Genomic DNA, 26,170 nt, shown 5'->3' with positions numbered 1-26,170 from the left:
TTATTTATTTAAATTCTTTAATTGGTCGCCAATCATTTCACCAAGCTGGAAACCTTTAGATTCTTCTGGCAGTTCATAATCTGTTGGAACTTCTTCCTCTTTTTCCAGCAGATCTTTAATGCTTAAGGACAATCTTTGCTCCTCTTCATTTGCTTCAAGTACTTTTACTTTTACTTGTTCGCCTTCTTTCAGCACTTCATGTGGAGTGCCGATATGTTTGTGAGCTATTTGAGAGATATGAACAAGCCCTTCAACACCAGGGAATACTTCAACAAATGCACCATAAGAAACAAGTCTTCTAACAGTTCCGTCTAAAACAGTGCCTTTAGGCGCTTTTTCGCCGATTTGATCCCATGGTCCAGGAAGTGTTTCTTTAATAGAAAGAGAAATCCGCTCATTGTCGCGATCAACACTAAGCACTTTTACTTTTACTTGCTGGCCCTCTGCCACTACATCAGATGGCTTCTCAACATGTTCATAGGAAAGCTGAGAAATATGAACTAAACCGTCAACCCCGCCGATATCAACAAATGCACCGAAGTCTGTAATTCTTTGTACAGTACCATCCAGCACTTCACCAGCTTTTAAAGAGTCAAGCAATTCGTTTTTTTGCTTTCCTTTTTCTTCTTCAACAACTGCTTTGTGAGATAAAATCAAACGATTTTTTTCTTTATCCAGCTCAACAATTTTAAAAGTCATTGTCTTGCCTTTATAATCAGAGAAATCTTCAACAAAGAATGCTTCAACTAAAGAAGCCGGTACAAAGCCTCGTACGCCTAGATCAACGACAAGACCGCCTTTTACAACATCCTTAATTTCTGCTTCGAAAACTTCACCATCATTGTATCTTTTTTCAAGGTCTTCCCAGGATTTTTCTGCGTCTACTTTTCTTTTTGATAAAATTAACGCTTCTTCTTCAACTTTTAATACTTCTAGCTCAAGTTCTTCACCTTCAGCTACAGCATCACTTGCTTTTTCGATATGCAGGCTTGAAAGCTCGCTGATTGGGATAATCCCGTCCAGCTTGCTGTCTGCAATATGCACAATTACTTGTTTTTCCTCAACTTTTGTCACTTGGCCAGTAACTTTTTCTCCAACTTCAAAGGTTTTCACTTCTACATCATTCATTTCTTCTGACATATGTAATCCTCCTTAATCCAATGGCTGCTTCAGATTTTATGCTGGAAATCCATCCGCAACATTTAATTGTAAATTGAAGCAAAATGGTTATGATCTTATGACACGCACTGCTTAGTTTGTGCCGTATACTCAATGCAGCGATTAATCACTGCACAGCTACTGCAGCTATAGCCTAAAATATGATTAAAGACTATTTTCAGAAAACATTGTATTTAAATGCAATACAAAAAACGCCTTTTATTAAACTTCTTACAAATGGCTGTTTTTGTCAAGCAAGAAGACTTATTGATAAGCATTGATCAGAGTGCGAATTTCATTCATAATCATATCCGTCGTTTCTTCTGCAGATGCCTTTCTATCGCGCAATTCCTGGATGTTGATTGGCTTACCATAAACAACTTTAATTTTTCTAAAGGGTTTATACGGGCCAATTATAGCACATGGAACGACTTCTGCACTTGAGCGGAGAGCAAAAAATCCAGCTCCTGCCAAACCTTTTCCCAGCTCACCATTTTTACTTCTAGTTCCCTCTGGAAACAGACCTAAAACATTGCCCTCTTTAATAATTTTGAGACCATTTCTTAAGGCTTCCCGGTCACTCATTCCCCTTTTAACCGGAAAGGCATGAATTTTAGGCAGCAGCTTCCCCAGCACGGGCACATTGAACAGCTCTTCTTTTGCCATAAAGTATACGGGGCGTGGCGCCGTAATTCCTACTACAGGCGGATCCAAATTATCTATATGGTTGGCACAGAGCAAAACGCCGCCTTCTTTTGGGAAATTTTCTCTCCCGATCACTTCATAACGGTAGATCGGTTTTAATACTGCATTTACAGCAGACCTTGCAAATCCATATAATGTCATATCATTAATTCCTTTCAGCAGCTAAAGCTAAAATACGATCTGCTACTTCCCCAATAGACATAGATGTAGTGTCGATTTCTTCAGCGTCTTCTGCCTTCCTCAATGGTGCAACTTCCCGCTCGGAATCCAGCTTGTCCCTTGTTGCAATTTCTTTCTTTAGCTGTTCTAGGTCCGTTGGGAATCCCTTCGATTGATTTTCAGCATGACGCCTTGCAGCCCGCTCATCTACAGATGCAAGAAGAAAAACTTTTACCTCAGCATTTGGCAATACATGTGTGCCGATATCCCTGCCATCCATCACAACTCCGCCTTCAGCCCCAAATTCCTGCTGTCTGGCAACCATCTCTGCCCGAATGGCACGGTGTTTTGCTACAGCTGATACCGAATTCGTGACTTGAGCTGAACGGATATCATTTGTAACGTTTTCACCATCAAGAATAATAATTTGTCCCTCTTCACCAGGCATAAGCTCTATACTCGTTTTTTGCAGGACAGCAAGTAATTCCTGCTCATTTTCCAGATTCACGTGATTTTGGATCGCTTTATATGTGAGCGCTCTATACATGGCACCTGTATCTATATATATGTAAGATAGTTTTTCAGCAACGATCTTTGCTACTGTACTTTTACCTGCAGCAGCAGGACCATCAATAGCTATTGAGATTTTCTTCATAGTTCCTCCTGTAAAACAATAATATCGAATTTATTTTAACACAGAAATAAGAGAATCGGTGTTCATTTCGTGTGATAATCTCTCAAAATGTAGCATTCCCTATTTTAAAAATATGACTTATTTTTCTATTTGTTAAAGGTGTGCAGATATCATTTCCAAAAAAATCAAAACCTTGCTAAAAATATAAAAAAAGCAAGCAAAAATCTGCTTACTTTTTAGAGTTAAAGGTTTCGAGCAGTTCAGTAAAGTTCTGATCTGTGACTCCTTCATATTGAGTTAGCTGTTTGATTTCAGGAAACACATTCCATTTGTGGAAAAAAAGCTGAGAACATAGCAAGAAAAGAAACTGCACAACGATTATTTTTAAAAGAATACGTTCAAACGTTTTCATAGCAAAACCTCTCGATACTTGTCTGATATTCCAAGTATGGAGAAGTTTTCATTATTTTATGCTTCAATTCCGCGTTTTTTATAGGCAAGCTGACGATCAAAGCAATAGCGCAATAATAATTGCCGTTCATTCGGAGTAATGTTTGAAAACTGAACTGAGATTTTTCGGTTATTCTCCTTCGTATTTATAATACGGACAATCTTGCTCTTTAAGTTTAGATAATGGTATTCGCCGCCATGCATAAGGAGAACAAGCCATAGGTTTACATTCATTTCTGGTTCTACATGAATTTGTGATTTTGTTGAAAAAGAGGCTCCCCCTGCACTAATATCCTCTGTAACACAAACTAAGGGAGGAAAATTCTCCTCAGGCGAATGCAAAGCTGCATCAACAGCCGTTTCAACTCGTACATATTGCCGGCGCTGAATTTTCATCAGCTGTTCATCTCCAGGATATGTAAGCATGATCATCGGAACATTGCGTTTGACTTTGCCGGCAACCTCACTGTCAAATAGGTAAACTGCACCTGCAGCAGCAACAAAAGAAGCTTTTAATTGTGTGCCATCCAATAAGAAGGCCGTTTTATGTGTTTCCATGTTTTTTGGATAATCTATGTATATATAGTGTTCTGACTGATCAATTACTTTACTTTGATACCTCTCCCCGCTTTCAGAGTATTTTGTCTCTAATATAATTGTGTCCCCTATCTTAATCAATTACCGCACTTCCCCTGTCCGAAAGGATAAACTTGTCAGTTAATTATGACATGTGACTCATATATGTTGCAAGACCATTTTACGAAATACACAGGAAATAAGATATAGTTTATAGAAAAAAAAGGAAAAGCTTAGTTCGCTTTTCCTACACCACATCTTCATATACAGGCTCTGCATTCTTTAATTTATCTACTTTTTCTTCAATGCCTGTATCTGCATTAATATAAATTCGATACGTATCTTCCCCTAAAGTACCCATAAACTCATAACAGAGTACTTCTTCGCTTATATCATTGATGATGATTGCCAGCCGGTTCTCCATAACCTCTACTGCTGGATTAATCTTTTCTCGGGCTTCATCAACTGTAATCCCTGGATCAGGAATTTCTCTTGCATGATGCGCTTTTAAATAATCTTCAGCAGAGAAGCCTAAGATTTTGCCATTATCAAGAGCCATTTTCATTTTGATGGAATCCGGATATACACGCACACCATCTTGCGTAGAGACAAAAGTGAAAACACCCATGTTGTCATATTGCGCACTTTCAAAGAGATCAAGATTTTCAAATTGATTCTTCTTTAAAAACTCAACCGCTTTGTTGCTTGCTTCATTTAAACTGATTTTTTGATCTGTTACTTCCCTTGACATAAGGTACCAGATCGGATATCCGCCTTTTTTGGTTATATCCATATTGGCTTCCTGTTTTGATTTTTTATCTTGAAGTGTCACACTAAAGAAGCCGTAGTCAGAGCCATCTCCATTTTCCGTCACTTTTACATTCACATCATTGCCTAATCCAGCATATTCCTTAGCTTCTTTGATCGCTGCGTTTTCTGTAATTTCTTTACCCTCTAGGTACTTAAAGTTTTCATCCTTCTTCTGCATGTTGACAAATGCAGGGCCAAAATCAGTTTCCCCGTATCCATCTACAGTCTTTTCAACCGTTTGAAAGCCGTCAATGATTGTATTATCTCCTGCTTCATCTCCTGCTGCCAATGCCATTTCAACGTCCATCCAGCGCAGATTATTTTCCAGTACCATATGCTGAACTTCACGTAAATCATTTTGAACATCGGCTGCTTGTGTGTATAACTGTTTTAGTGAATCGTATTCTTTGTCTGATAAAGGTTCTTTATTTAAATCTCTGACTGCAGTCTGATAGCTGAAATCTCCTATCTTCGCCAAAAATTCTTCTGTTTTATTGAATGGCAGCAAAGAAAGGGGAAGCTGACCGACATCCGTATGTGCTTCTGAGGTAACCCTCCATACCTCAGCAAGTGCCGGTGACAAAGATTCTCTTGAATTCATTGCTAATGTTGTTCCAATTTTATCGTGCAGCAAATCAATCTGATAGGTTAGATCATGAAATGCTCTCTGATAGTTATTTTCAGCGTTGATTAGGATGGCATTTTTTTCTCTATGCTCCTGATACCCCCAAAAGGCTGTTCCTGCGACTCCTAATGTCAGTACACCAATTAAAACGCCTCTTAGCATGCTTTCACCCCTTATTTACAGAATATATGTTTTCCAATTCTCTTAATTTGCGGACGTGTCCATATCCAGCCGCTTGTTGCCGTGTCTGGGTTAAAATAGTATAAAGCATTTCCGGTAGGATCCCAGCCATTGATGGCATCTAATACTGCTTCACGTGCTTTTTCGTTTGGTGTGAGCCAAATTTGCCCATCAGCTACAGCTGTAAAAGCTCTAGGTTCGAAAATGACGCCAGAAACGGTGTTTGGAAATGTTGCACTTTCTACCCGATTCAAAATAACTGCTGCAACAGCAACCTGCCCAGTATATGGCTCTCCGCGTGCTTCACCATAAACCGCATTTGCCATTAACTGTATATCATTTTCAGAATATCCGTTAGGCATATTTGCTGCCGTTGGTTTTTGCTGAGCAGGAGCCTGATTTGCCGTTCCTCCATTCCCAGTTTGTCCCTGAGTGCCGCCGGTTTGTCCTTGGTTACCGCCAGTTTGTCCCTGAGTCCCGCCGGTTTGTCCTCCGCCCGACTGAGTTCCGCCGCCAGATTGACCTCCTCCTGTCTGTCCTTGTTTAGCAGGCTGTTTCTTTTGGTTTGCGCCACCGGAAGGAGCAGGTTTTTTCTGCTTATTTAAATCTACACCGCCATAATGAGTAAATTTATTACCTTTGTTAATTTGCTCTTTCACAAATTGCTCGTTATAGTTTGAAGCTTTCGCTAACTTTTCTTTCGTTTTTTGACCAGCAAGCCCATCAATAGGCAAACCGAATTCATATTGAAAATTCCTTAATGCCCAATAGGTTCCCCAGCCAAATACACCATCGATTTTCCCATTGTAAAAACCAAGATATTGCAGCCTTGATTGAAGTTCAATGACATCATCTCCAACAGCTCCTTGCTGTATGACCTGATCAGAGAAGGCGGCTGCTTTTTCGCCATTTCCAATCAAAGGAATCATCAGCACAAGAAAGGAGATTATGATCATTATCTTGGATAGAAGCAACTTTTTATTCATGTATAATAACCTCCAAAAGTAATTCTTTATTACATTAACCCTATTTTCTGTAGCGTCTGGATTTTTATACAAAAAACTAGGATCAGATTGAGTGGGGTATTTTACCAATGGAGATCTTTCAAGAAGGAAGTCTGATAAGAGAACAAATAAGAATATGTAGCCACACCTTTGAATTTCTTTCAAACAGCTGTTTACATAGTATTTAATAGCAAAAAAGCACTGATAACATCTAGGTTATCAGTGTTTTTTCATTACAGACCATTTCATCTATAAGATCTTTCTTTACATGTTTAAAGGGGGTTCAAATTTGAAGGCGTCCTGATTTTGCCGGATGGTTAAAACTCTCGCCTTTTTCACCTTTCTCATACCCAGCCACCATAGGAAAATCATAAATGGTACCATGAAGTACGGCCAATACTTGAAAGTTAATAAAATGTAATCGTATGTGCCGTGCAGCAAAAAAGGCACAAATAAGGATAATATAAGCCATTTTCCTCGAGAAGTTGCTGAAAATTTCACTTTTCCTATATAATAACCCATGATTACACCAAAAAGTGCATGACTTGATACAGGAAGAAGCGCTCTGCCTACAGCATGTTCAATGCCAAGTGCAAATAAATATAATATGTTTTCAACTGTTGCAAATCCTAACGAGACAGACACACCATATACAATACCATCGTATGGCTCATCAAAATTCACATGCTGATAGACTGTGTAAAATAAAATAAACCATTTGAAAAACTCTTCCAGCATGCCAGATGAGAGAAATGCACTAATGAAGCTGGAATCAATCATATGCTCCGTTTCCATTACATGCTGGATAAACATGATGGGAAACACCAGCATTGCACCTGACATGAACGTTTTAAACACCATTGAAAAGGGTTCTGACTCATATTGATCTTTCAAGTAAAAATAGCTTAATAAAGCTAATCCTGGGGCAATTCCCGCAGATAATATCCCAAACATGAGCCACCCTCCTTTTCAAATCGTCTCTATAATCGTAACATGATCATATTGGATTGAAAATGCATTACAGCATATTTAATTATATTCTATATTTTTCAAATTAGGGAGGACAAAGCATTGAATCGAAAAAAAATTCTGCTTATACATACAGGAGGCACCATATCTATGAGTGAAGACAGCTCAACCGGTGCAGTCTCAACAAATGAAAAAAACCCATTAACAGATAAAACAAATGAATTGCATGCCCTTGCTGATCTTATAGTAGAGGAGCCCTTTAATTTACCTTCGCCTCATATTACGGTAAAAGAAATGAACATATTAAAGAACTTGATTGAAGATCACGTGAAAAGGAAAGATGTTTCTGGTGTTGTCATTACACATGGGACTGACACATTGGAGGAAACAGCCTATTTTCTGGATTTAACAGTTGATGTGCAGCTGCCGGTTGTACTAACTGGTGCCATGCGTTCAAGCAATGAAATTGGCTCTGATGGACTGTATAATCTAATTTCCTCTATAAGGGTTGCAATGAGTGAAGAGGCTCATTACAAAGGCGTTCTGGTTGTTCTAAATGATGAAATACATACAGCCAAAAATGTCACAAAAACGCATACCAGTAATGTTTCTACATTCCAAAGCCCGCAATATGGACCAATTGGTATTGTAACGAAACGAGGTATTCTTTTCCATCATATGCCAACAAAAAAAGAGCTTTATGAAATTAAGGATTTAAACCAAAAGGTAGCACTATTGAAAGCACACGCCGGAATGGATTCTACCCTCCTGCACGCCATTAAAGAACTCAATTATGATGGTGTGGTTATTGAGGCACTCGGTCAAGGAAACCTTCCTCCTGCTGCAATTGATGGGATTAAAGAAATGACAGCTGCCAACATTCCCGTTGTCATTGTTTCACGGTGCTTTAACGGTATCGCCCAGGATGTCTATGGTTACGAAGGCGGAGGCAAACACTTAAAAGAACTAGGTGTCATCTTCTCCAACGGACTAAACGGCCAAAAAGCCCGCCTAAAACTAATGATCGGCCTAGCCAACCAACAAACCAAACCCGAAATCGAAAAAATGTTTGGGTTATAAGAAAAGCGGAAGGCGCTTGCTCAGGGGCGACAAGCATAAGGCTAGCCGGCCGGAAGGTTGTTCTTTAACCTTCTGGACGGATTGACTTATGACCTCGAGCCCCTAGCGCCTGGAGCTGGACAATTAGAAAAGCGGAGGCGGCTTGTTCAGCCCCGACAAGCATAAGGCAAGCTGGCCGGAAGGTTGTTCTTTAACCTTTTGGACAGATTGACTTATGACCTCGAGGGGCTAGCCGCCGGAGCTGGACATGTAGAAAAGCGGAAGGCGCTTGCTCAGGGGCGACAAGCATAAGGCGAGCCGGCTGGAAGGTTGTTCTTTAACCTTCTAGACGGATTGACTTATGACCTCGAGCCCCTAGCGCCTGGAGCTGGACATGTAGAAATGCGGAGGCGGCTTGTTCAGCCCCGACAAGCTTAAGACAAGTCGGACGAAAGGTCGTTCTTTGACCTTTTGGCTGGATTGGCTTAAGACCTCGAGGGGCTAGCCGCCGGAGCTGGACATGTAGAAATGCGGAGGCGGCTTGTTCAGCCCCCCCGAGAACAACAAAAGGCTGTTCCATTCAGGAATCAGCCTTTTGTTTTTGAACGATAGAAGCTGCGATTTCAGCTCCGTGGAACCTGCCATTTTCAATAAAAATTTCATTGGCATTATTGCCTGCAGCAATAACACCAGCTATATAAATACCCTCTACATTCGTCTCCTTCGTTTCCTCCGTATATAAAGGTCTTCCAGTACTTTCATCAATTCCTATTCCAACGCTCTTTAAGAATTGATGATCCGGATGATAGCCTGTCATTGCAAAGACGAAATCATTCTCTATTTCATGTGTCTCACCATTTACTTCATAAATGACTGTATCATCTTTGATTTCTACTACATGGGACTGAAAAACCATTGAAATCGCACCCGACCGGACCAGTGAATCAAATTCGGGAAGGATCCACGGCTTTACGCTTGGTGAATAAGACTCTCCTCTGTATAAAACAGTCACTCTTGCACCTGCTTTTACCAATTCCAAAGCAGCATCTACACTAGAATTTTTCCCGCCAATAACCACTACATCTTTATCGAAATAAGGATGAGCCTCTTTAAAATAGTGGAACACTTTCGGTAGATCTTCTCCAGGTATGTCCATATAATTTGGATGATCATAATATCCAGTCGCAATAACGACGTATGGTGTTTTATATGTTTGTTTGTCACTAACAACCATAAACTGTCCATCTTCTTTTTTCGCAACAGATAACACCTTTTCATATGCATGAATGTCCAGGTTCTTTCTTTTAACTACTTCACGATAATACGTTAATGCCTGATTCCGGGTTGGTTTATGTTCCACTGTTATAAAAGGCACTTCACCAATTTCAAGTTTTTGGCTGGAACTGAAGAATGTCTGATGTGTTGGATAATGGTAAATGGCATTGACAATATTCCCTTTTTCGATAACAAGCGGTCTAATTCCGACATCCTGAAGAGCAATGGCAGCTGCCAGGCCACACGGTCCCCCGCCTATTATGATTGCTTCTTGTTCATTCAAAAAAATCAGCTCCCCGATCTATAATTAAATTCTGTTATGTATGTAGAATTGCTTTATGTCTCGCAATGCGAATGTAGAAACACATCCGATTTTTATCCTTCTTCAATTCTACAATTGTATACTTACCCTATACGCAAAAGCGACGAGCTTAAAAGATACAAAAAATCTCCCATCCATATATGATAGGAGATTTTTTAAATACATACAATGAATTCACATTATTGTTGAAAATTAAATCCAGCCGCGGAACCTTGATGCTTCAGCCATTTTTCTAACACCAACCATATATGCAGCCAGGCGCATATTCACTCGGCGTGTTTGAGCGAGATCATAAATATTATTAAACGATTTACTCAATATTTTCTCAAGCTTCTCTTCCACTTCTTCTTCAGTCCAATAATATCCTTGGTTGTTTTGCACCCATTCAAAGTAAGAAACTGTAACACCGCCAGCAGAAGCAAGCACATCAGGAACAAGCAGGATGCCTCGTTCTGTTAAAATCTCCGTTGCTTCAAGTGTTGTTGGGCCATTGGCTGCTTCCACTACAATACTCGCGCGGATTTTGTGGGCATTTTCTTCAGTAATTTGGTTTTCAATAGCCGCGGGAACTAAAATATCACAATCCAACTCAAGCAGCTCTTTATTTGTAATCGTATCATTAAATAATTTAGTCACAGTTCCAAAGCTGTCACGGCGGTCCAATAAATAATCTATATCAAGACCTTCAGGGTCATATAACCCGCCATATGCATCTGAAATACCAACCACTTTAGCGCCAGCATCATGCATAAATTTAGAAAGGAAGCTACCTGCGTTTCCGAACCCCTGGACAACCACTCTAGCACCTTTAAGGTCAATTCCTCTCTTCTTAGCAGCTTCATGTATACAAATCGTTACACCTTTAGCAGTAGCCGATTCACGGCCATGAGATCCACCAAGCACTAATGGTTTTCCTGTGATAAAACCTGGTGAGTTATATTCATCTATTCGGCTGTATTCATCCATCATCCATGCCATGATTTGTGAATTTGTAAATACATCAGGTGCAGGAATATCCTTAGTAGGTCCAACAATTTGGCTAATTGCACGTACATAGCCACGGCTCAACCGCTCAAGTTCGCGGAAAGACATATCACGTGGATCACAGACAATCCCGCCTTTTCCTCCTCCGTATGGCAAGTCAACAATACCGCACTTTAAACTCATCCAAATAGATAGAGCTTTGACTTCTTTTTCTGTTACGTGAGGGTGAAAACGTATACCGCCTTTTGTTGGGCCGACGGAATCATTATGCTGCGCCCGGTAGCCAGTAAAGACTTTAACTGTTCCATCATCCATTCGAACTGGTATCTTAACCGTCATTAATCGCATTGGCTCTTTTAAGAGCTCATATACTTCTTCCGGATAACCCAGCTTTTCCAATGCTTTATGGATAACTGTTTGAGTTGATTTTAAAACATCATGTTTGTCTTCATTGTTTTTATGATCAGTACCTTTATCGGCTACCATTTGTAAACCTCCTAGAAAAATCACTTTCTTTAGTTGTCCGCTTTCATGACATAGTATACACTTTTGATTGATTTATGCAAGAAGAAAAAACTTATTTTACGCATTTTTCTATCATTTTATGTAAACGCTACCAACGTTGATGCAGCAAGGGAATTTTCAGTATATTCTAATGATTTCAGCATCAGCTTCTGCTAGTTCTATCAGCTTCTCTTCTTAGTCTTATTCCACTTTGGATTCCAATTCCTTTTTCACTCTGCTAATTGTTCCTATCTTTTTCATTTGAGGAACTGTGAGGGATGAATTACAATCATAAGCCTCCTCTCTAACAGCCAAGTGGAGGCTTACTGTTATGCAGTATTAAGGGCTGCTTTCTAAGATAGCACTCACCCATGAAAGTAATGATGTATATTTTGGATCGCTTTTTCTTTGATTACCGGCTTTCCATATTCAAGTAAATAATGACTGGTAAGACTACTTAAACTGCCGTATTCTTCTGTTAAGGCAAATAATTGTTTTGCAGCTTGTGAAGAATCAGCCTTTAATATACAGAAGTATTTATTGTTCCAGTAGTAGACGCTTCCTCCATCAAAACCATTCCTATACAATGTCCCTGCAAGCAGGATAATGTCATCAAATTCGTTAAATTCATAGACGCTCTCTTCTGTGCTGTCTATTGTGACCTGCATCTCAACAAAGCCTTCTTGCAGCAGTTCTTCTTCTTCAGTATGCTCTTCCATCGTAACGATCATAATCATCCCTTGTGCCTGCACAGAAAAGATTTCCACTGCAACTGATCCATGTATTTCAAACCCAAAAGTTTCACTTGCTTCTTCTAGCATTTCATGAAATAACTGATGCCATTTCAGTGAATCTTTCCAAATATCCTCTTTTGTCAAACCTTTGTCTATTAAATCGTCCAATGAAAGGAAAATTTTGATTTTGTTATAATTCAAACGTTCTAAGCGCATATTTATGCCCCCTGCTGAACCAACTCTTGCGATAGTGTATGAAAGAAATCTGAGATGGTGATTAGTCCAATGCTGTCATATTTAACAATTCATCATTGCTGTTGGCAAACAGGGATTTATACTCACTTTAACACATCAGTTACCATTAGAGATTTGAGTTTTTAATTGTGAGAACATGGGTTTCAGCTTTTGCTCCTAGCCGAAGAGGCAGCGCGGTAGTGCCATAACCATTACTAACCAAAATGGTAGCGGTGTCCGCCTTTTTTATCTTCCCCTTTTCATACAAACCAAATCCTAAAAAATGAATTTGCCCTCCATGTGTATGTCCGCTTAGAACTAAAGAAATACGATGATCATTCTTCAGTTTGCTCATAACTCTTGGCTCATGACTTACTAGTATTCTAAAATCAGCGTCTTCTGCATCTTTTATTGCTAAATCAAGACGATCCTTTTTTAAGCTGATATCATTAATTCCTAATAGCGCATAAGATTCATTTAACGCAGACTTGAAGGTAACAGCACAGTTATCCAATATTTTTACACCGCATTCCATTAGCAATGCATTCAATTTTTTAACATCAACCTCATAATCATTATTTCCCCAAATGAAATATACCGGCGCAACACTCTTTAATTTTTGCAGATTCTCTTTCACTCTTGACAAAGGAACCTTTTTCTCCAGCAAGTCTCCGCCGATAATCACCATATCAGAGTTGGAAGCAGAGGCTTCATTAATAATATCCTCATGGATTTTTCTCTTATGGATATCTGATATAAAGAAAATCTTAACTTCTCCGAACCCGATCGGAAAATCATCAAAAGCTAATTCCTGATGCAGGATTCTATTGGCAAATGCCTCTTTTACCATATATAGAAGCAGAAAAATCATTAATAGTACGAACAGCACGATAAAATAAATCATATGAACCCCCAAAAAAGCTCTCAAAGAGCGTCATCCATTTTCAATTTCGTCAAAGCGACGAATGTTATGATTTTATCACACAATTTTTAAAAGTATAAAGAAAACTCGCCATCATAGGCCAGCTTATTTAAATGACTATTTAGTGTATGTAATGGGAAAGATGGAAGTTCCGAGGAGAATATATAGTTTGCACCTTGTACAATTCAATAGCGGGGCCACACTTATCATGCTTAATTGCCGTCAAGAAATTCTCTTCTTGCAGCTTTTTCTTTTATTATATTTTATTGAAATTGAAAGTATTTTTTAAAAGCAACAATAAAAAACCGGATGATTAGAAAGTGTTATGTTCTAATCATCCGGATGGATCACGGTACTAACTATTTATGTCCCAGCCCATTGCCTCTTACATTTCCTGAATGCTTATAATTCTAAAGCCTGAGCTTTCCAGTTTTTTGGTAAACTTATCTATATTTTCATTCTTTTCGACTTTCATTACAATACGCCTAACAAGCTTATCTGTCTCATCAAAGGTTACTAAGGAAATAATATGCTCGTGGAATTGATGAGCAATTTCTGCAAGCCGTGCAATTCTGCCCTCAGATTCTACCGATGTAAAAGCAATTCTTACTCCTGGGCGATTGGTGCCAAAAGCAGATTGAAACTGTGCGAGGACATCAAATCTAGTCACAATACCCAGGAACTTCTGATTTGGTCCTACTACAGCTAACAGCGGGAAATCTTTTAATTCCAGCAATGTATTTTCAAATACTTCGCTTCCCTCTAAGTATTTGTCTACAAAAGTAACAATATCTTTTGCGAGCGTATTGTTTAGATAATCTTCTTTCGATCCGCCTTTTGAGAAAAACGATTCATAAATGTGATATCTCGTAACAATTCCAGCATATTGTTCGCCTTTTAGTACTGGAAGCGCATCAATTTTGTGTTCCTCCAGCTTCTCCAAGGCAGTTTGTAAAGTTTCATCTTCCTGAATAGTTATACATCCATGCTTAGGAATCATGCTATTTTTTACAAACATTAAAACCACCTCACCTATTCTTTTCAGTATATACGTATATTTCCACATATCCATGAAAATACCTCTTTTATGAGCAAAACTAACTTGCATTTCACATTTAATTCATAAATTATTTTAAAACATTAAAATTGATATCAAATGAATAAGTTTTCACTTGACTGTTACCCAAAAATTAAATTCTTTACCCATTTGTATGATGTAAACCAAGTGCCCGAAGCAATTAAAATAAAATATTCTTCACTGCATACTAATTCCTTTATAAATATATAAAACAGATCCCAATATAGATGGTATTTACGATTTAATGTTATTCCAGAATAAAAAAAAGAAGCTCAGCGCTTCTTTTTTTATTCACTATTTATTTTCATGATATAAATTAACATCAAATGTTTTTTTCATCATTTCATATACCAAGTGGCGATTTTTCCATTCTTCTTCTTTTTTCCATAAATCCTTGCTCTTGTCGATGATTTCACATCTTAAAGCATTAAATTCTTTATCCGCTTTTTCGCGTTTTTCTTTTAAGACATTCATAAAGCCGTATAAAGCAACGATAAAGACCAGCATATACATATTAAATGGCAAATGAACAAATGCAGAAAACATGGCCTCAAAAGAATAAGAGTATGGCTCCATAACATTCTTATATAATAAGAGAAGATATAAGAATGAAGCAATTAACACGGCCCACATGACATATAAATGCCAGAGCTTTAATTTATCAAATTTTTTCTTTTTATCCACGACTTTTTGCAGCATTTGCCTTGTAGCCTGATCTGTTCGGTGATCCAGTTCAATAATGGCTGTTTCCATCCGTCCCCCTCCCTATCATCCGTACATCATATGAGCTTGTACGCTTAAATATGATCAATAAGGGGTAGTTATAGTTATTGATTTAAAGGGATTTTTAAGACTTGTCCAGCTTGAATTTCATTGCTTGAAAGGCCATTAGCCTGCTTAATGATTTCTACTCCATCAGGAGAACCATAATAATTCATGCTGACCCGAAACAATGTTTCACTTGCTTTCACAGTATGATAGACGATTTTCCCTTCTGCTGGTTCACTATTTTGCTTATTGCTCTCATTTGTAATTTCGTCTTGCTGCTTATCGGTCTCGTCTGCTGGCTCTTTTGGATTGTTCTGTTCAGGTTTATTAGAAGAATCAGGTTCAGAGGGCTGTTCAGCAGGATCAGCTTTCTGATCTTGATCCTCAGTTTGCTGCTTGTCCTCCTCTGGCTGTTCTTCTTTGTTCTCGTCCATTTGTTCATCTATTTCAAAAATCACTTCATTTTCATTCTCGTTGTTTTTCCCGTAATCAAACGTCTCAAAGCCTGAAGAAGCTGTCGTCGTTTCACTATCTCCCCAATTCGCATACGTGTAAACAGTAAAAATAATAATTGGAAGCAAAATAAAGAATAGAGCAAGCAGCCGAATCACTGGGTATTTAACTTTAATACCTTTTTTCGTCTGCTTGTTTCTGTGCACCCTGCTCCGTGGAGGAAGCTCCTCTTTCACGACATCTGTTTTCTCAGCAGCTTTTTTGGTAATCTTTTTTCGCAGCCTTTCTGCTTGATCTCTATATGGACCCTCTTTATTCATAAATCATCCCTGCCTATACTGAAGTATTCGTGTTTTTTCCATACTTAATAATGACCCCAAGTAAAAAATCAATCAAAAAGTGCATGAAAATAGTCACAAATAAATTTTCTGTTATAACATAAATATAACCAATAAAAAAACTGAGTGCCACAATATTTAAAAATAAATACCAGTGAAATAAATATCGAAAATGAATAAGGGCAAAAACAGCGCTTGAGATAATAAGCCCAAAATGAGTTTGTATGACACCGCGGAAGAGGATCTCTTCGCTTATGGCCACCACAAGTGAAATAACTGCGATGTGCCATACTGGACGCTTGCTGAAAATTTTTGCATTCAATCCGCCATCATCATAATAAGATTTCGGCAGAATCTTCATCATGATAGTATCAAAAAGAACAACAAGAATACCCGCTCCGCCGCCAATTAACACGATTTCTTTCATATCCCATTTAAACAGAGCGAACATTTCACTGTATTTGTCAAAAAATATCCACGCTAATAACGCTGAAAGTGCTAGCAGAATAACTTGCGTCAAATATAGGTGAAATACAAGCTCACGATCAGAAATTTCCTCCAATAAATCACTTTGGCGATTCTTCAATGCTCTCCCTCTCGTTTCTTCAGCAGTATGTCTGCCAATCTTTCTTTCCAGTTGACCTCTTTGTGTTTGCTTTCTGTATTTTCTGCTTCTATGCGCTCAAATGGCACTATCGAAAATCCGCAATGATCACAGCAATCATTCATCTGCTGCTGCCCCGACTCTTCAAAGTAATCAAGCAGCTGAAGTCTTCTGCACTTTTCCGAACGGATCCAATTGACCATTTCCTCAATTTTACTTTTTTTACTATCCAGACGTTCCCTAATAAAGTTTTTAAATTTAGAACTGAACACTGAGAAGTCATTTCCGTTAGCCAGGCAATTCTTTAAGTAATCAAGAGTTAATCTAAGCTGAATTTCATTCAATCCGCAAATCAATGATAATTCTTCTTCAAACTCTGTCACATTCTGAAGGGTTGGTTTTTGTTCATTCAGCCAGTTTTCAAGAAGGGATATTTGTGATTCATCCGGCAGCTCTCCTTCAATTAACTGATGCTGAAGCATTTCATCTCCCGCACTATAAAGCATAAATGCAATAGAGGGATGACCATCCCTCCCGGCTCGGCCAATTTCCTGCACATACGATTCAAATTGCATCGGCATATGAAAATGAATGACATATCGGATATTTTCTTTATTGATTCCCATCCCGAAAGCACTTGTGGCACATATAAGATCCAGCTGCCCATGAAGAAATTGCTGCTGAATGAGCATTCTAGTCTCCTGCTCAAGACCACCATGGTATGGCATCACATTTCCGACTCCCTGCTGTTTTAAATCAGCAGCTATTTGCTCTGCCAATTTTTTACTTGAAAAGTAAACAATACCGGGTCCTTGTAATCTTTTTGCAAGTTCAATTAAGCGATCCCTTTTTTCCCGATAATGCTGAAAGTGCTCTACAGCAATTGTAATGTTAGATCTGTTAACAGAATAAATAATTTGTTCGCAATCCTGAAGTGAAAGTGAATGAATGATATCAGCACGGACTTCACTTGTTGCCGTTGCTGTCAGGGCAACTGTCAGGGGATTTCCCAGCTGCTCGCGAATATAACCCAGCTTTAAGTAATCTGGTCTAAAATCATGACCCCATTGCGATATACAATGAGCTTCATCAATAACAAACAAGGCGATATTTAAACTTTTCATTCTTGCTAAAACATTTTCTGTCACCAGCATTTCCGGTGAGATAAAAATAAATTTAAATGTATTTAATTGTCTTAAAGCATTCAGCTTTTCATCAAACGATAAAAAAGAATTAATGGCAATGACACTTTTTTCTCCATTTATTTTCAGCTGATCAACCTGGTCCTGCATTAAAGAAAGCAAAGGGGACACAATAACTACTTGTCCATTCAGCATATAACCTGGCAGCTGATAACAGAGTGATTTCCCTGTACCTGTTGGAAGCATAGCCAGCGTATTTTTCCCTGCTAAAAGGGTGGTAATAACTTCTTTTTGACCGCTTCTGAAATGGCTATAGCCAAAACGTTCTTTTAATACTTCTTCAATTATCATAGTGAGTCACCAAATACCGCAAGCACTAACCTTATTTCAAAATACGGTGCATGCGGAACAATCGTTTTAATATGTTTTAGCTGTTTCGATGTTACTTTTTTTACTGCTTCTGCTATTTCGGCCACATTTTTATCAGTAACAAATCTTCCTATTTCAAAATCAGGCTTGTTGAGTGCAAGTTCGACAATATGGTCCTCTATTGTGTTTCTCTTTAGCTTTCTAAAAGTTGCTATTTCTTCAATTGTAAAGCCCTGCTGCAATAATTCTTCCGTTCTTTGCGCAGAGACGGTCATCGTAAATTCAGTTTCAGCAGACTGTATTACTTTATTCAGCAATGGCAATTGAACAGGTTTCTCTTTTATCACCGAGAGCATAGTATGCAGAATACTTTGAAACTGCAGCTCAAAATAATCCTGGTCCATTGAATACTGTAATGCTGCCTGTTCTTTCGTAAGACCAATTGTCTCCGCTCCGGTCAGCCTGCTGATCAAAAACTCCGGCTGTATACTTGTGCTATTTTCTAGACAATCGACCACTTCATTAAACACTTTTTGGGCAAGAACTTGCCTGTCCATCTTCGTGTCCTGTAAAAACTGTTTAAGCCATAAATGTGTTTCTTTTTTACGCTGAATCGGCAAATATTTAGAATTGCTATACATGAGGTTTGAAATAACCTGTACGAGCAATGAAAGTCTTTCCCAAAATACTACAGATAGCTGATGATATTTCCAGCCGTTTAAGTTTACAGGCAGCGGCTGCTTTTTTAATTGTTCCTTTAGTGCCTCTCTGCCCAGGTCTGTAAGACGATACTGAGAAGGTTCATATTCTAAAATCCATTTTACCTTTGTCATTTCTGTCAGGTGCTGATCAAATTGCAGCCTTGTCATAGAAGGATATACACGAAAAAATGGTGTGAGCTGAAAAAGAAAAGCATCTTGGATCGTTTGGGAGGATTTTTTACCGTTTAATAAATGGAAAACTGAATAGACGGTGCGTTCATCTGCTATTCGGTGGAGGCAATATAGGATAATGCTCTTTTTATAACACCCAAACATTGTATTGTATCCCCTTTTCAAATTTCGTATAAATTAAAAAGTGAACAGTTATCTTTTAAACCGTTACGATCATTGTATCATGAAAGAAAAAGGGTTGTTTAATGTAAGCGTTTTATTCGTTTACAAAACACGAAAACCCTACTGTGATAAGTATTCTCAACATCTTTTTATTGAAAAGTTGAAGTTTCAGTTTTACAATAGGAATGAGGGACGAGATTCTGCAGCGCGCAGAAGAACAAGATATATTTCTTTTTTTAATTCATTCAGGAGGTTTTTTTAAGATGGCTAAATATACAATCGTTGACAAAGATACATGTATCGCATGCGGGGCTTGCGGAGCTGCTGCTCCAGATATTTATGATTATGATGATGAAGGCATTGCCTTTGTTACATTAGATGATAACCAGGGTACGGTTGAAGTTCCTGATGTTCTAATGGACGATATGATGGATGCTTTTGAAGGCTGTCCAACTGATTCTATTAAAGTGGCAGATGATTCCTTTGAGGGAGATCCGCTTAAATACGAATAAAAAAGGTTTCTTCTAAAATCTCCTTTCAGCTGAAAGGAGATTTTTCTTTTTAAGGTGTAAATAAAAAGAGCAGCTTCTTAGGCTGCTCTCAGACTGTAGACAAACTCGATGAAAATCGAGTTTGCCTACAGTCTTTTTTGTTTTAGAATAAAAGGAGAATAAGGTTAGAGGTGATGAAAGATGCTTTCCAAACATAATTCGATTCAACGTGATCAGCTTGAAATGGTTACGTTAGATCAACTGGTACCTGAAAACCATTTAGTACGAAAAATGGAGGCTGCAATTGACTTCTCCTTCATTTATGATTTAGTGAAAGATACATATTCAGAAGTAGGTCGTCCAAGTATTGACCCGGTAATTTTAATAAAGCTTACTTTTATTCAATATACCTTCGGTATTCGGTCCATGCGCCAAACCATTGAGGAACTAAAAACAAACATGGCTTATCGCTGGTTTTTAGGATATGGATTTTATGATAAAGTTCCTCACTTCTCTACCTTCGGTAAAAACTATGAGCGTCGTTTTAAAGATACTGATCTATTTGAACAGATCTTCTATCGAATCTTAAAAACGGCCACGGAAAAGAAATTAATTAGCGCTGAACATGTTTTTATTGACTCGACACACGTAAAAGCAAGCGCGAATAAACATAAATTTGCGAAGAAAGTTGTGCGTAAGGAAACACGCGCATATCAAGAACAGCTTCAGACAGAAATCAACGATGACCGTGAAGATCATGGGAAGAAGCCATTTCCACCTGATAAATTTGAAAAAGAGGAAACAAAAGAGATCAAAGAAAGTACCACAGACCCAGAAAGTGGCTACTACGTCAAAGACGAACGCACTAAACAGTTTGCTTATTCGTTTCATGCCGCCTCTGATCGCAACGGATTTATCTTAGGAAATATAGTTACACCAGGAAACATTCATGATAGTGGAATCCTTGAGCCTTTAGTTGAACGAGTGATTGATAGAGTTGGAAAACCTGAAGCCGTTGCCGCAGACGCAGCTTATAAAACACCTGCCATCACGAAGTACTTAATTGAACATGAAATAACACCTGCACTCCCTTATACAAGACCACGTACAAAGGATGGATTCTTCCGAAAGCACGAATATGTTTATGATGAACATTTTGATTGTTATATTTGCCCAGCGGGCAAAATTTTGAACTATTCAACTACCACCAAGGAAGGTTACCGTGAATACAAATCATCGAAACAGACTTGTGGCACTTGTTCATTATTGCACCAATGTACACAGAGTAAGAATCACCAAAAAGTGGTGACCCGGCATATTTGGCAGGAATATGTGGAGGAAGTGGAACATCTTCGCCATCACAAAGATGTAAAACCAATATACGCAAAGCGAAAGGAAACGATTGAACGTGTTTTCGCTGATGCAAAAGAAAAGCATGGAATGCGTTGGACAACGTTAAGGGGACTTAAAAAATTGTCGATGCAAGCGATGCTTACTTTCGCGTCCATGAATTTAAAGAAAATAGCCAACTGGACGTGGCAGGACCCAAAAACAGTATAAATCTTAGGATAGGATAGCTGCATTCTGTCCTCTAAAGGAATAAAAATAGAAAAAAACTTCAAAAGGGGTTCGGAATGAGACCATTCCGAACCCCTTTTGTCTACAATCTGAGAGCAGCTTCTTAGGCTGCTCTTTTTACATTTAAACGGCACTTTTAAGTGCATTTTGACTTTGTTTGGTTATCCATACACTCATTTTAGAGTAAATCAGCATAAATACGGCTGCAATTAATAATCCTTTGATGATATTAAAAGGCAGGATCCCCGTAACAACCATTGTCCGCATTTCAGGAGCGGACATCGCAGGAAAATTCAAAAAGAATGTGTACGCCGGAAGAATCACTATATAATTGAGAACACTCATCATAATCGCCATGATGATTGAACCCGAGATCAGTCCAATTGTCATTCCTTTTTTCGATTTAAGACGATTGAAAATATAGTAAACGGGAAGAACAAATAAGATTCCTGCCAAGAAATTCGATATATGTCCAACAGGAACTCCAGTAGCACTTCCTGTCATAAAATAATCCAGAATATTTTTAAATAATTCAACCAAAATGCCAGCCAGCGGTCCAAAGATTAATGCAGCGATTAGTGCAGGAATATCACTGAAATCAATCATTAGAAAGTTTGGAAATGGCGGCAGCGGGAAGTTCAGCAGCATTAATACATATGCGATACTGCTCAGCATTCCAATTGCTACATAAGCTTTTACATTCAATTTTTTCATTTTTTCCTCTCTCCTTTTTAGGCTATCTCTCCTAAAGAAGAAAGGTTCAGCAAAGTAAGCGGCATAAAAAAACCCCCAAGTGTGTACTTGAGGGAGAAATAGGCACGCTTTAATAAACGCTCAAAATCCTGCATTTTTTGAACGCTTGCGGAACCTCCATCTTCTCCCATCCAGACTGTACTGTCGGCTTTGGAATCGCACCAAATCCTGCTTAATTTAACGTATGGCTTGTGAGTGAAGTGCATCATCACACCATACAATCAGGCTCGCGGGCTTAAAGCATTGCGCTTATCACCGCCGGTCGGGAATTTCACCCTGCCCCGAAGATAGACCATATTAAATTATCATACAGGTACATTATACTGAAGAAAGATCCTTTTGTGAAGAAATAAATCTCAGACCAAGTATTTTAACTCTTTAAAGCGTTTCCTTTTTACATTAGTGCATAATTTAAATTGACAGACTATTGGCGTTCTTGTAAAATAGTCAAAAAAATCGTACTCTCCAGGGGGATCTTATGTATACCGTATTAGTTTCAGATGCTATAAATGCTGAAGGACTCAAACCGCTTCTTGACATGCCTAATCTAGCAATTATTCAGAAGAAAAGTGATGATCCATCCGTTCGTCTTGAAAGCATTGATGCTTTGCTTGTCAGAAGTGCTACTAAAGTTACTGAACAGCTGCTGGATCAAATGCCTAAATTGAAAATTATTGGCAGAGCAGGAGTAGGCGTAGACAATATTGATGTTCCGGCTGCAACTAAGAAAGGGATCGTTGTCGTCAATGCACCAGACGGCAATACAATCTCGACTGCGGAGCATACCTTTGCCATGATGGCATCGTTAATGAGAAGGATTCCACAAGCTTATGTAAGCGTAAAAAACACAGAATGGAAACGCAGTACATTTGTTGGAACGGAGCTTCACGGAAAAACATTAGGAATTGTTGGATTAGGCAGAATCGGAGCAGAGCTTGCAAAACGCGCCAAAGCATTTGGCATGACGATCACAGTCTTTGATCCATTTTTAACTAAGGAACGTGCAGCTAAAATTGGCGTTGAATCCGCATCACTAGAGCAGTTGCTTCAATCATCTGATATTATCACCGTACATACACCACTCACTCCAGAAACCAAAGGACTTATTAATTCTAAAAGCTTATCACTCACCAAGAAAGGAGTATATTTTTTAAATTGTGCACGCGGAGGCATCATTGATGAACACGCTCTCGCTGATTATATTGGGAGCGGGCATGTGGCTGGTGCAGCACTTGATGTTTTTGAATTAGAACCGCCCGGAGAGCACCCGCTTCTTAAATTTGATCAAGTCATTGCCACCCCTCACCTCGGGGCATCAACAAAAGAAGCACAATTAAATGTAGCTACACAAGTTGCAAAGGAAGTCCGGTTATTTCTTGAAGATATGCCTGTTTCCAATTCAATCAATTTACCTGCCATATCAAAAGACTTATATGCTAAGTTGCAGCCTTTTCATCAGCTCGCTAAACAAATGGGAGCGATCCTGTCTCAATGTGTAAAAACCGGTATTCATGAATTGAGCATCACCTATTCTGGATCGGCAACAGACTTAGAAACACCATACTTAACAAAAGCGCTAATTTCCGGCTTTTTCAAGAACAGAATTGATGCTTATGTAAATGAAGTAAATGCCCTGTTAACAGCAAAAGAGCGCGGCATTACAATTGGTGAAAAAATCTCTGTAGACGCATTTGGCTATTCTAATTGCATTACGGTGACAGCTAAAGGAGAAGACTCGGCTTTCACTGTGAGAGGAACATATATTGATCATTATGGTCCTCGAATTGTTTTTTTAAATGGCTTTAATATTGACTTTCTCCCAGATGGAAACCTTCTATATATTCAGCATATGGACCGCCCTGGGGTCATTGGCCGCGTAGGAAAAATTCTGGGTGATTTATCAGTCAATATTGCCACCATGCAAGTTGGCCGGAAAGAAGCCGGTGGAGAAGCGATTATGGTCTTATCATTTGATAATCCAATAGAGGAACAAACATTATCCGCTTTATCTAAGTTAGAGGACATTGTATCCATTAATTCCATTTTGCTTTAGCAGTTGAATACCTTTAACAAAAGCTTAAAGCGCGCCGCAAATATGCAGCGCGCTTTATTATTTTATTTCCTTCTCAATCCGTCTCGTTAGCCAATCGGGTATTCTTTTCTTTCTCCCTTTGAAAAAGTCATAATTGATGTATAACCAATCTCTTTTGCAAGTTTCAAAGCTTGATCAAAGTTCGCTCCGACATGTTCTGGGAAATGGGCATCTGATGATAAAACAATCGGAATGTTTTTCTCGAAGCATTTTTGCAGCAATCTAGGATCTGGATATATTTCGCCAACCGGTTTTCTTAACCCGGCCGTGCTGATTTCTACACAAGTCTTTGACTTCGCTAATGCATCAGTTGCCCGTTCATATTGCTGGAATAAAAATTCTTCATCATCTGGTACATATTTAAATATTTTCACTAAATCAAGATGACCGACGATATCAAATAAATTAGACTCTGCCAATGTAACAACCTGGTCAAAATAAGCCTTATAGACTTGTGCAACGTCTCTTCTGTCCCATTCTTTTCTGTACTCAGCTAAATCAATGCCGAAGTCACCGACCCAATGAATGGAGCCAATCACATAATCGAAATCATAGCTTTTGATAAATTGCTCCATTTCTTTATGCTTTCCTGGAGTATAATCCATTTCTATTGACATTTTGACATCTATATCACGTTTCCAAGCATGCTGAAATAAAGCTTCATAGTCTTTCATATCGTAATAGCGTCTTTCATTTACCCATGGATTCTGTAATATATCAGCCGTCTGGTAAAAATGATAAGCATGTTCTGAAATACCAAAGCTTTCTATTCCAAGTTCTTTTGCCTTACCTGTAAATTTTGTTAAATAATCTAATGATAGCGTTCCGTTTTCCAAATGATTATGATAATCCGTGAGCATGTAATCTCCCCCTTAATTTAGACATCATTATACGCTTATCAGAAAAATCAGGCAATGGACAAGTTTGATTTTCTCACTAAAAAACTCCTGCTCTGTTGAAAAACAGCGATCGAGCAGGAGAAAAATAGGTAGGTTAATTTGAGATCATGATTCTTTCATTTATTTGAATTGTATCGTCTTTTAACATATTTAAATCTTTTAACTCTTGTACTGTAAGATTCTTCTCTTCAGCAATAGAAGACAAGGTATCCCCTCTTTTCACCAAATAAACCTTATCAGGATCTATGTCGGGAATTATTAAACTTTGTTCAGGCTCAATATGATCTGAGTCAAGCTTGTTTGCCTCTTGAATGGAGATGACATCCATTTTATACTGAACTGAAATATCCCATAGGGTTTCACCGCTCTGCACAATATGGGTAATAGACTCATGTTCCTCTGTCTTTTTTGCACTATTGTTTTCATCTTCCTCTGATTCATGATCATAATTCTGTCCTCTTGAACCAAATTCATTGAGTACAGCTGCAGTCCTTATGTTAACAGCAGAATCCTCTCTTCCAAATACTTCGACTGAATCACCCAGTGATTCAGGACCAAAAGCTAAAAATGGATCAAGAGCATTCTCTTTTTCATATGTCCATTCATGTTTATGTATTTCGAAATGTAAATGTACGCCAGAAGAGTTTCCAGTACTGCCCATCTTGCCAATTACCTCTCCTTGTTCTACTTCATCTCCTTCTTCCCCAAGGCGCTCTTGTAAATGGGCATATATCGTTTCAGTGCCATTCTTATGTTTGACAAAAATAACATGACCGTAAGAACCAGAATAATAGGATTTCGTGATCGTACCCTGATCTACAGCGTAAATAGGTGTTCCCGAGTCTGCTGCTATATCAATTCCTTTATGTTTTCCATTTCTTGTCCCAAAAGTATCTGTAATGACTCCATCAGCTGGCCATATCCAGTGTGTTGTTTCGTCCGTAATATTAAACGTTTCAGCTTTTATTGTCTTTCCACCAAGAAACAGCAAACTAACACAAAGCGCCAAACCCCCAGCGATTAATAAACGCTTTATATAATCCTTCAATGTTTTTCCTCCTAATTTTGACTGCAGCTTATTTTCGAAGCTTTAAGCACATATTTTCCAACCAAATAAAGCAGAAATTTATTTCAAATGTGCAGCAGCCTTTTATTCTAAAACTCTCTTTCACAGCCTATGAAGGCATGTACATAATTAGAACATTTAATAATTAAGAGTCTCTCAGCAAAGACACGTTTTTTAGTA

25 protein-coding genes and 1 riboswitch are annotated in these 26,170 nt (G+C 38.5%); of the genes, 4 read left to right on the top strand and 21 right to left on the bottom strand.

What is annotated here, in order from left to right; all coding sequences use genetic code 11:
* The 8 genes from rpsA to prsW all read right to left on the bottom strand — a co-directional run bounded on the left by rpsA (position 1) and on the right by prsW (position 7,255).
* A complete protein-coding gene (gene rpsA / locus A6754_RS09190) occupies positions 1-1,140 on the bottom strand; it encodes a 30S ribosomal protein S1 (protein WP_066444112.1) in 1,140 nt (379 codons plus the stop codon).
* 282 nt (positions 1,141-1,422) lie between these two features.
* On the bottom strand, positions 1,423-2,004 hold the full coding sequence (locus tag A6754_RS09185) for a lysophospholipid acyltransferase family protein (protein WP_066444110.1): 582 nt from the start codon (positions 2,002-2,004) through the stop codon (positions 1,423-1,425).
* Between the two features lie 4 nt (positions 2,005-2,008).
* Complete coding sequence (cmk, locus tag A6754_RS09180) at positions 2,009-2,677, bottom strand: (d)CMP kinase (RefSeq protein ID WP_066444107.1); 669 nt, start codon at positions 2,675-2,677, stop codon at positions 2,009-2,011.
* A gap of 208 nt (positions 2,678-2,885) precedes the next feature.
* Positions 2,886-3,068: a YpfB family protein gene (locus A6754_RS09175; RefSeq protein ID WP_066444104.1), complete on the bottom strand. Its 183-nt coding sequence runs from the start codon at positions 3,066-3,068 to the stop codon at positions 2,886-2,888.
* Positions 3,069-3,124: 56 nt separating this feature from the next.
* The gene (locus A6754_RS09170) at positions 3,125-3,784 is read right to left on the bottom strand and encodes a flagellar brake protein (RefSeq protein ID WP_066444102.1); all 660 of its coding nucleotides are present in this window, start codon (positions 3,782-3,784) and stop codon (positions 3,125-3,127) included.
* Between the two features lie 145 nt (positions 3,785-3,929).
* Complete coding sequence (ypeB, locus tag A6754_RS09165; RefSeq protein ID WP_066444099.1) at positions 3,930-5,279, bottom strand: germination protein YpeB; 1,350 nt, start codon at positions 5,277-5,279, stop codon at positions 3,930-3,932.
* A gap of 11 nt (positions 5,280-5,290) precedes the next feature.
* Positions 5,291-6,283 (bottom strand): spore cortex-lytic enzyme, encoded by a 993-nt coding sequence (gene sleB / locus A6754_RS09160; protein ID WP_066444093.1) that lies wholly within the window; start codon positions 6,281-6,283, stop codon positions 5,291-5,293.
* Between the two features lie 282 nt (positions 6,284-6,565).
* Complete coding sequence (gene prsW, locus A6754_RS09155) at positions 6,566-7,255, bottom strand: glutamic-type intramembrane protease PrsW (RefSeq protein WP_066444092.1); 690 nt, start codon at positions 7,253-7,255, stop codon at positions 6,566-6,568.
* Between the two features lie 117 nt (positions 7,256-7,372).
* On the opposite strand from prsW, the gene A6754_RS09150 reads away from it, so the two are divergent.
* Positions 7,373-8,350 (top strand): asparaginase, encoded by a 978-nt coding sequence (locus A6754_RS09150; RefSeq protein WP_066444091.1) that lies wholly within the window; start codon positions 7,373-7,375, stop codon positions 8,348-8,350.
* Positions 8,351-8,909: 559 nt separating this feature from the next.
* On the opposite strand, the gene A6754_RS09140 is transcribed toward A6754_RS09150, so the two are convergent.
* The 10 genes from A6754_RS09140 to A6754_RS09095 all read right to left on the bottom strand — a co-directional run bounded on the left by A6754_RS09140 (position 8,910) and on the right by A6754_RS09095 (position 19,093).
* Complete coding sequence (locus A6754_RS09140) at positions 8,910-9,887, bottom strand: YpdA family putative bacillithiol disulfide reductase (RefSeq protein ID WP_066444085.1); 978 nt, start codon at positions 9,885-9,887, stop codon at positions 8,910-8,912.
* Between the two features lie 231 nt (positions 9,888-10,118).
* On the bottom strand, positions 10,119-11,396 hold the full coding sequence (locus A6754_RS09135) for a Glu/Leu/Phe/Val family dehydrogenase (protein WP_066444082.1): 1,278 nt from the start codon (positions 11,394-11,396) through the stop codon (positions 10,119-10,121).
* 383 nt (positions 11,397-11,779) lie between these two features.
* Complete coding sequence (locus tag A6754_RS09130; protein WP_066444079.1) at positions 11,780-12,364, bottom strand: genetic competence negative regulator; 585 nt, start codon at positions 12,362-12,364, stop codon at positions 11,780-11,782.
* Positions 12,365-12,509: 145 nt separating this feature from the next.
* Positions 12,510-13,286, bottom strand: coding sequence for a metallophosphoesterase (locus A6754_RS09125; RefSeq protein ID WP_066444075.1), 777 nt, complete (start codon positions 13,284-13,286; stop codon positions 12,510-12,512).
* Positions 13,287-13,689: 403 nt separating this feature from the next.
* The gene (locus tag A6754_RS09120) at positions 13,690-14,322 is read right to left on the bottom strand and encodes a CBS domain-containing protein (protein ID WP_066451532.1); all 633 of its coding nucleotides are present in this window, start codon (positions 14,320-14,322) and stop codon (positions 13,690-13,692) included.
* 354 nt (positions 14,323-14,676) lie between these two features.
* Positions 14,677-15,135 (bottom strand): YpbF family protein, encoded by a 459-nt coding sequence (locus A6754_RS09115; RefSeq protein WP_066444072.1) that lies wholly within the window; start codon positions 15,133-15,135, stop codon positions 14,677-14,679.
* 74 nt (positions 15,136-15,209) lie between these two features.
* Complete coding sequence (locus A6754_RS09110) at positions 15,210-15,923, bottom strand: LysM peptidoglycan-binding domain-containing protein (protein WP_066444070.1); 714 nt, start codon at positions 15,921-15,923, stop codon at positions 15,210-15,212.
* Between the two features lie 13 nt (positions 15,924-15,936).
* On the bottom strand, positions 15,937-16,527 hold the full coding sequence (locus tag A6754_RS09105; RefSeq protein ID WP_066444068.1) for a CPBP family intramembrane glutamic endopeptidase: 591 nt from the start codon (positions 16,525-16,527) through the stop codon (positions 15,937-15,939).
* Complete coding sequence (locus tag A6754_RS09100) at positions 16,524-18,038, bottom strand: RecQ family ATP-dependent DNA helicase (protein ID WP_066444065.1); 1,515 nt, start codon at positions 18,036-18,038, stop codon at positions 16,524-16,526. Before A6754_RS09100 ends, A6754_RS09105 begins: the two co-directional genes overlap by 4 nt.
* Complete coding sequence (locus A6754_RS09095; RefSeq protein WP_066444062.1) at positions 18,035-19,093, bottom strand: YpbB family protein; 1,059 nt, start codon at positions 19,091-19,093, stop codon at positions 18,035-18,037. Before A6754_RS09095 ends, A6754_RS09100 begins: the two co-directional genes overlap by 4 nt.
* Before the next feature lie 281 nt (positions 19,094-19,374).
* Here A6754_RS09095 and A6754_RS09090 point away from each other — a divergent pair, with 281 nt between their 5' ends.
* Positions 19,375-19,623: a ferredoxin gene (locus A6754_RS09090; protein ID WP_066444059.1), complete on the top strand. Its 249-nt coding sequence runs from the start codon at positions 19,375-19,377 to the stop codon at positions 19,621-19,623.
* Between the two features lie 180 nt (positions 19,624-19,803).
* Positions 19,804-21,162 (top strand): IS1182 family transposase, encoded by a 1,359-nt coding sequence (locus A6754_RS09085; protein WP_066441451.1) that lies wholly within the window; start codon positions 19,804-19,806, stop codon positions 21,160-21,162.
* A 141-nt stretch (positions 21,163-21,303) separates the two neighbouring features.
* Here A6754_RS09085 and A6754_RS09080 read toward each other — a convergent pair whose 3' ends face one another.
* Positions 21,304-21,894 carry an ECF transporter S component gene (locus tag A6754_RS09080; RefSeq protein ID WP_066444052.1) on the bottom strand — a complete coding sequence of 197 codons (591 nt, stop codon included), beginning with the start codon at positions 21,892-21,894 and terminating at the stop codon, positions 21,304-21,306.
* Positions 21,895-22,048: 154 nt separating this feature from the next.
* Positions 22,049-22,226: riboswitch (FMN riboswitch) on the bottom strand.
* Positions 22,227-22,411: 185 nt separating this feature from the next.
* Between A6754_RS09080 and serA the strand changes: the two genes are divergently transcribed.
* On the top strand, positions 22,412-23,986 hold the full coding sequence (gene serA / locus A6754_RS09075) for a phosphoglycerate dehydrogenase (RefSeq protein WP_066444048.1): 1,575 nt from the start codon (positions 22,412-22,414) through the stop codon (positions 23,984-23,986).
* A gap of 86 nt (positions 23,987-24,072) precedes the next feature.
* Here serA and A6754_RS09070 read toward each other — a convergent pair whose 3' ends face one another.
* Together A6754_RS09070 and A6754_RS09065 are read right to left on the bottom strand one after the other, a co-directional pair.
* Positions 24,073-24,885: a histidinol-phosphatase gene (locus tag A6754_RS09070; RefSeq protein WP_066444046.1), complete on the bottom strand. Its 813-nt coding sequence runs from the start codon at positions 24,883-24,885 to the stop codon at positions 24,073-24,075.
* Between the two features lie 133 nt (positions 24,886-25,018).
* Positions 25,019-25,972, bottom strand: coding sequence for a peptidoglycan DD-metalloendopeptidase family protein (locus A6754_RS09065; RefSeq protein ID WP_066444044.1), 954 nt, complete (start codon positions 25,970-25,972; stop codon positions 25,019-25,021).
* Positions 25,973-26,170 lie beyond the last annotated feature (198 nt).

The organism is Cytobacillus gottheilii, assembly GCF_001636345.1.
In the GTDB taxonomy this organism is placed as follows: domain Bacteria; phylum Bacillota; class Bacilli; order Bacillales; family Cytobacillaceae; genus Cytobacillus; species Cytobacillus gottheilii.
Note: the sequence above shows the minus strand (reverse complement) of the source record. Positions and strands in the feature narration are given on the sequence as shown.